We start from the raw sequence: 6,752 nt of genomic DNA, 5'->3' as shown, positions 1-6,752 counted from the left end.
CCGGGGCACCGCCGCGATCCGGTCGCTCTCGCCGGCCCGCCGCGGCGGCTCGGCCAGGCGCAGCCGTGACAAGGGCGTGTCGGGGGCGGCCTCGGCCTCCGCCAGGGCCTGCGGGAGGGCGTCCGCGAGCCACTGGACGAACTCCGCTTCCAGCGCCTGCCCGCGGTACTCGAACGTCAGCGTCAGCCCGTCCGGTTCGCCCCGGTCCGAGGTGGAGTCCGTGACGTCCACGAGGAGTTCGAACCGGGCGGCGCCGGTGCGCACGACCTCGACGCCGTGCTCGGCACCGGGCAGCGCGACCTCGGCCCGCGCGTTGTTCTGGAGCGCCAGGACCACGTCGGTGAACGGCTGACGGCCGGGGGAGCGCGGTGGGTTGAGCGCGCCGACCACGTCCTCGAACGGCACGTCCTGGTGGCTGAACGCGGCGAGGTCCGTCTCCCGTACCCGGGCGAGCACTTCGGCCGAGGTGGGGTCGCCGGACAGATCGGTGCGCAGCACCAGCATGTTGACGAAGAACCCGACGACGTCCTCGACGCTGCCGTCCCCGGCGCGTCCGGCCACCGGGGCGCCGATCGCCAGGTCCTCGGCCGCACCGGCCCGTACCAGCACGGTGGCCAGCGCGGCGTGCAGGGCCATGAAGAGGGTGGCGCCCCGGGCGCGGGCCGATTCGACCACCCGGGCGTGGGCCGCCGCGTCGAGCCGGCGCACCACGACCTGCGCGGCCGGACCGGGTACGGCGGGGCGCCCGGTACGGCGGGGCAGCAGCGGGCCGTCGGCCGACAGCCCGTCCAGTTCCTTGCGCCAGTACCTGAGCTGGCGGGCGGCGAGCGCATGGGGATCGGACGGTGAGCCGAGCCGGTCGAGCTGGTGACGGGCGTGCTCCGCGTACTGGACGGCGAGCGGGGGCAGTCCGGCCGCGTCCGCGCCCCGGACCCGGGCCTCGTAGGCGCGTGACAGATCGCGGAAGAGCGGCCGCAGGGACCACCCGTCCCCGGCGATGTGATGGACCAGCACCAGGAGCGCGTGCTCGTCCGGTCGCTCCCGGGTGGTGAACAGGGTTGCCCGTACCGGGAGTTCGGCACGCAGGTCGAAGCGGTGGCGGGCCTCCCGCTCGATCTCCCGGTCCATCGACTCCTCGGCGATCCGCAGCTGCCGGAAGGGAGGACGCGCGGCCGTCCCGCTCAGCACCCGTCGTACGGGGGCGCCGTCGGACTCCTCGAAGACGGTGCGGAGCACTTCGTGACGCCCGGCGACCCGGGCCAGGGCGTCGTCCAGCGCCGCCGCGTCGACCGCGCCCCGCAGCCGGACCAGCATCGGCAGGTTGTACGCGGCGCCGGCCCCGATCCGGTCCAGGAACCACAGCCGGTGCTGCGCGTGCGACACCGGGAGCGCCCCGGAAGCGGTACCGGGCGCGGCAGGTGCCGCGGGGCGTGCCGGGGGAGCGGTGTCGACGTACGGGGCGAGCAGCGCCGGAGTGGGCGCCTCGAAGAGCCCGCGGATGTCGAGCTCGGCGCCGAGCACGCTGTGGATCCGGCCCAGCAGCCGGGCGGCGAGCAGGGAGTGGCCGCCGAGGGCGAAGAAGTCGTCGTCCGGGCCGACCGGGTCCGCGCGCAGCACCTGGGAGAAGAGCTCGCACAGCGCGGCCACGGTGCCGCTCGCCGTCGCCCGGCCGGCCGCGGCCGCCGCGGGTCCGGGCTCCGGCAGGGCGGCCCGGTCCAGCTTTCCGCTGGGGGTCAGCGGCAGTTCGTCCAGCGGCACGAAGACCGCCGGGACCAGGTAGTCGGCCAGCACGCCGCGGGCGTACTCGCGCAACTCCGCTTCCCGGAAGTCCTGTCGGGCGCCGCCGCGCGGTACGACGTACGCGGTCAGCTGGCGGTCGCCCGCCGGGTGCTCATGAGTGACGACCGCGGCCCGGTCGATGCCGGGGTGCCGGGTCAGTACGCTCTCGACCTCGCCCGGCTCCACCCGGAAGCCCCGGATCTTCACCTGGCCGTCGGCCCGGCCCAGGTATTCGAGGACTCCGTCGGCACGTCGTCGCCCGAGGTCACCCGTGCGGTAGACGCGCTCACCGGACGGGGCCGCGACGAAGCGTTCGGCGGTCAGCGCGGGCCGTCCCCGGTAGTCACGGGCGACGCCCGCCCCGGCGGCGTAGATCTCACCGGTGCGGCCGTCCGGCACCGGACGCAGTTCCTCGTCGAGGATGTACAGCCGCTTGCCCGCCAGCGGGCGGCCGATCGGTACCGGGCCGGTCCCGAGCTCGGCGGCGTTCACCGGGTGGACGGTCAGGAAGATCATGCACTCGACGGGGCCGTAGCCGTTGCTCAGCCGCAGGTCCGGGCGGCGCTCCAGGGCGCGGGCCGCGTGCGACGCGGACAGTGCCTCGCCGCCCACCACGAGTTCCCGCAGTCCGTCCAGCACCTGCGGGTACTCGTCGACGATGACGTTGAAGAGGGACGCCGAGAGGTACATGGAGGTGATGCCGTGCTCGGCGACGAGCCGCGCCATCAGGAAGGGCTCGGGCCGCTGCCCGGGGTGCAGGACGCAGGTCCCGCCGTTCATGAGCGGTCCCCACAGTTCCAGGGCGAACGCGTCCCAGGACAGCGGTGCGCACTGGAGCCAGACCGCGCCGGGGCCGAAGGACGCGAAGCTCTGTCCGGTGAGGGTCGCCGTGATCGCGTGGTGCGATGCGGCGATGCCCTTCGGCCGCCCGGTCGATCCGGAGGTGAACATCACGCAGGCGATGCTGTCGGGCCGGGCGGGGACGGCGCCGCGCGGCAGCGGCAGCGCTTCGAGGGCGTCCTCGATGTGCACCTGTGCCACGTCGAGCGCGCCGGGCGAGGCGTCGCGGGCCGACACGGCCACGGCCGTGCCCGCGTCCTCGGCCATCGCGCGCAGCCGTTCGGCGGGGAAGCCGGGGTCCAGCATCACGTAGCCCGCTCCGGCCTTGAGGATGCCGAGCACCGTCACGACCAGTGCGGTGGAGCGCTCCAGGTACACGCCGACCGTGTCGCCGGGCCGGATGCCCCTGGTGGCCAGCAGGCCCGCCAACCGGTCAGCCCGGTCGTCGAGTCCGGCGTAGTCGATCCGTTCGCCGTCGTGGATCAGCGCCGTCGCGCCGGGCGTCCGCGCCGCCCGTTCCTCGAACAGTTCATGCACGCACCTCATCGCGCTCACCTCCCTGGTGGTCGCTCTGCTCGACGGGGTCCTGCGGCGCGTCGAGGTCGGGCAACAGGGTGTCGATGTCCCTGATCGAGCGGCTGGCGAGTCCCCAGAGGGCGACCGCGGTCCCGCCGATGCCGGCCAGGAGGAGCATGGCCGCCATACCGCTGCCCGGACCGTCGCCGACGAGGGGACCGAGCACGGTGAAGAGCCCGGAACCCCGGGCGGCCAGTGGTTCGAAGACGTGGTCGGCGAGCGGCCCCGAGACCGCCATGGCCAGGGGCACGGAGATCTGCGACAGGAACATCACCGCGCCGAAGACCCGGCCCTGCCATTCGTGCGGGACCTTGGTCTGCACGATCGTCTGCATCGAGGCGTTGACCACCGTCATGAGCAGGGCGCCGACCAGGATGGCCAGGCACCAGCCGGTCACACCGCTGGCCAGGCCCATCGCCACCAGGGCGGACAGGCACATGCCGACGATGCCGAGCATCATGCCCCGGCCCCGGTTCGCGGGTCCGCCCCAGGCCGCCATGAGCAGGGCGCCGGCCACTCCACCGATGCCGACCGAGGTGTTGACCGCGGCGAGTGCGCCGTTGCCGGCCCGGAGCAGCACCATCGGTGAGATGAGGGCGAAGCCGAAGACCATCACGAGGTTGACGACACAGAAGTTGACGATCAGATCGCGCAGGCTGGGCACCCGGAACAGGTAGCGCATCCCTTCGACGGCATCGGCGGTGATCCGCCGGCGCGGTGCGTCGGTGGCCTTCACCACCCGGTCGCCGTTGAAGCGCACCAGTTGGATGCCGATGAGCGCGAACGCGTAGCTCGCCACGTCGACCAGGAGTGTCGGGCCGATCCCGAAGAGCGCGACGAGCAGACCGCCCAGCGCCGGGCCGCCGATCCCGGCGGCACTCTTGGCGCCGGCCAGCAGGCCGTTGGTGCGGTCCAGTTGGTCCTTTCGGACCAGGAGGGGGACGGCCGAGGACAGGGCCGGGAACTGGAAGGCGGCACAGACGCCGAGCAGTACGGAGGCCGGATAGACCTGCCAGGCATGGAACGCGCCGAGGTAGTGGAGCAGGGCCAGAGAGCCCACGACGAGGAGTCCGCCGGCATCGGCTATCCGGAGCGCGGTGCGCTTGGGTATCCGGTCGACGATTGCGCCCGCAATGGGACTGAACACGGCCTGCGGCAGCATGGCGCACAGCGAGAGGATGGTGACGGCGGTCGCCTTCCCGCCGGCCGCCCACACCTCGACGATGAAGGCGAACCGGACCGCCGCGCTTCCTGCCAGGGACACCGCCTGACCGGACCAGACGAGGAGAAAGGGCCCCATTCCCGAAAAGCGACCGGGAATGTCCGTTGATATCCGGGTGCCCATCAGGATCGGAATCCCTTGTGCACCGGAATCCGGCACATCGTGCCGGAGCCGTCGAATGGTTTGGTTGCCACGCCTCAATCCCCCAGGATGTCGCGTCCTCTGCGGATCACCACGGATCCCTGTCTGAATCGAACGGGGTCATCATGCGGTGACCGATTACCGCTGCGTTCCCTTGGCGAACGCGGGAACGGGAAGAAAGCGGGAACGGATCGGGAGGGAAGCGGGAGCCCGGGAAGCAAGGGTCGTTACGTAGTTGTCTGCAGAAGGAGTACTCACGTGAAGGACCCCAGGGATCGTTCGCCCGACGGGACGGAACTGCGCCAGGCCCTCCAGGACCTGTCCACCGTGGAACGGTGGGCCGAGCGTGTGGCGTCCGGTGTCCAGTCCCATCCGTACACCGCGCCGGAGTCCTTGGAGGGGCCCCAGCTCAGCGTCGAGACCAGAACCGAGAACGGCATGCACACGGTGGCCGGGATCGTGGAGTGGCCGCCCGGGGACGGCGCGGGGCCGGCGGCCCTGGACGAGACGGAGCGTGCGGTGCTCCGCTCCCTCGTGAGATCGCTGCTCGACCTGGCCGGGCATGAGTCGGGAACGGCCCGTACGCGCGTGGTGCTCACCCCCCTCGGACCCCGCGTCGCCGCCTGTCAGCTCGACGTGGAGTAGCCGGTGCCGGTCCGTTCCCGCGGCAGTTCCCGGAGGAGGGATCGGGGCAGGAACGGACCGGGAACACCGATCAGCAACATCAGTGGTGTCGGGAAGCGGAACACCGCAAAACCTCACAAACACCACTTAGGGGCGGGACATGGGACGCAAGCTTGCTGGAATCTTCGGGATCATCGCCGCGACGCTGGCCTTCGGTATCGGCACGGCGGTCGAGGCGGGGCAGTCGAACGACTCCCGGAGCATTCAGCAGGTTGTCGCCGACGACAAGGGCCCGACGATCATCGGCACCCAGGGGACCGACGACGACAAGGGGCCGACCGTCATAGGCACCCACGTGCTCGCCGACGACAAGGGTCCCACGGTCATCGCCCGGACGATCACCGACGACAAGGGCCCGACCGTCATCGGCACCCAGGGGACCGATGACGACAAGGGGCCGACGGTGATCGGCACCCAGGGAGCCGATGACGACAAGGGCCCGACGTCCCCCATCATGTGATCCCACCGCCTCGACACACGAGCCCTGCACCGGAGTCACGGTGCGGGGCTCGTCGCTGTCCGTCCCGGGTGCGGCGACGGCGGCCGGCCGTCAGCCGCGCCGGTGGCTCGCCGGAACACCCATCTCGGCGAAGAGGTCCTCGGCCTGGGCCCGGTAGCGCGCCGCGTCCGGGGTGTCCCCGAGGGCGTCGGCCATGCCGGCGAGGGCGTAGGCCTGCTCGATGCGATAGCTGAGGGACGAGGCGAGTTCATGGGCATGGGTGTGCAGCGCGAGCGCCGCCGCCATGTCGCCCTGCCGGCGGCGCAGCCGGCCCACCACATTCTCCACCTTGGCCCGGCGCAGTGGCGAGGAGTTCGTCCGCATCATGTCCAGGGCGAGCTCCGCCTGGTCCGGGACGTGGGGGGGCTTTCCCAGCCGGTGTTCCACATCGGCGGACAAGGCCAGGGTCAGGGCGAGGTTCACCTCGTTTCCGGCGTCCCCGTACAGTGCGCGGGCCTCCGCCAGGCAGCGGTCGGCCTCTTCGTACGCACCCAGGCCGACATGGGCGAAGGCGAGGTCGGTGATGGCGCCGGGAAGTCCCTCGTGCTGCCCCAGCTGCCGGCTCAGTTCGGCCGAACGCCGGGCCGCGTCCCGTGCCTCCTCGTACCGTCCCCACTGTTCGTAGAGCGTGCTGAGGATGGTCAGGCTCTCGGCCTCCGCGCGCGGCATGTCCAGGTCGCGCTCGTGCGCGATCGCCGTCTCCATGTGGCCCAGGGCCGCGGAGAAGTCGCCGAGCAGACTGTTGAACTGGCCGAGGATGCTCTCGCTGTGGGCCTGGGTGTGCAGGTCGCCGAGACGGATCGCCACGTCCCGGCTCTCCCTGGCGGCTTCGAGCCCCTCGGTGAGACGGCCGAGCTTCCAGCAGGCGACACCCAGATTGGAGAGGCTCACCCCCAGCAGTGCCAGGTCCTGCAACCGGCCGGCCGCGGCGACCGCGTCCCGGCTCAGCTCGCCGAACTCCTCCAGGAGTCCGAGGTCGTTGAGCTGGAAGACCAGATTGCGGGCCAGGCA

At 72.0% G+C, this 6,752-nt stretch carries 4 protein-coding genes and 1 pseudogene; 2 read left to right on the top strand and 3 right to left on the bottom strand.

Annotated features, from left to right (window positions below; genetic code table 11):
• On the bottom strand, positions 1-3,165 hold a 3,165-nt coding region (locus tag ABZY11_RS41970; protein ID WP_356484216.1), incomplete at its 3' end, for an amino acid adenylation domain-containing protein.
• Positions 3,149-4,495 (bottom strand): MFS transporter, encoded by a 1,347-nt coding sequence (locus ABZY11_RS41965; protein WP_356484215.1) that lies wholly within the window; start codon positions 4,493-4,495, stop codon positions 3,149-3,151. The genes ABZY11_RS41970 and ABZY11_RS41965, both read right to left, overlap by 17 nt.
• A 321-nt stretch (positions 4,496-4,816) precedes the next feature.
• Between ABZY11_RS41965 and ABZY11_RS41960 the strand changes: the two genes are divergently transcribed.
• Together ABZY11_RS41960 and ABZY11_RS41955 are read left to right on the top strand one after the other, a co-directional pair.
• Entirely contained in the window at positions 4,817-5,203 is a 387-nt protein-coding gene (locus ABZY11_RS41960) for a hypothetical protein (RefSeq protein ID WP_356484214.1), read from the top strand.
• 139 nt (positions 5,204-5,342) lie between these two features.
• A complete protein-coding gene (locus tag ABZY11_RS41955) occupies positions 5,343-5,702 on the top strand; it encodes a hypothetical protein (RefSeq protein WP_356484213.1) in 360 nt (119 codons plus the stop codon).
• Positions 5,703-5,792: 90 nt separating this feature from the next.
• Here ABZY11_RS41955 and ABZY11_RS41950 read toward each other — a convergent pair.
• Positions 5,793-6,752: pseudogene (locus ABZY11_RS41950) on the bottom strand (AfsR family transcriptional regulator); the annotation flags it as partial.

The organism is Streptomyces sp. NPDC006510 (assembly GCF_040611955.1).
GTDB lineage: Bacteria > Actinomycetota > Actinomycetes > Streptomycetales > Streptomycetaceae > Streptomyces.
This window is presented reverse-complemented; position numbering and strand designations above follow the sequence as displayed.

Bases quoted from the DNA above. Each gene is read 5' to 3' on its own strand.
- ABZY11_RS41965 (WP_356484215.1), bottom strand. From the start codon at position 4,495: ATGGGGCCCTTTCTCCTCGTCTGGTCCGGTCAGGCGGTGTCCCTGGCA.
- ABZY11_RS41955 (WP_356484213.1), top strand. From the start codon at position 5,343: ATGGGACGCAAGCTTGCTGGAATCTTCGGGATCATCGCCGCGACGCTG.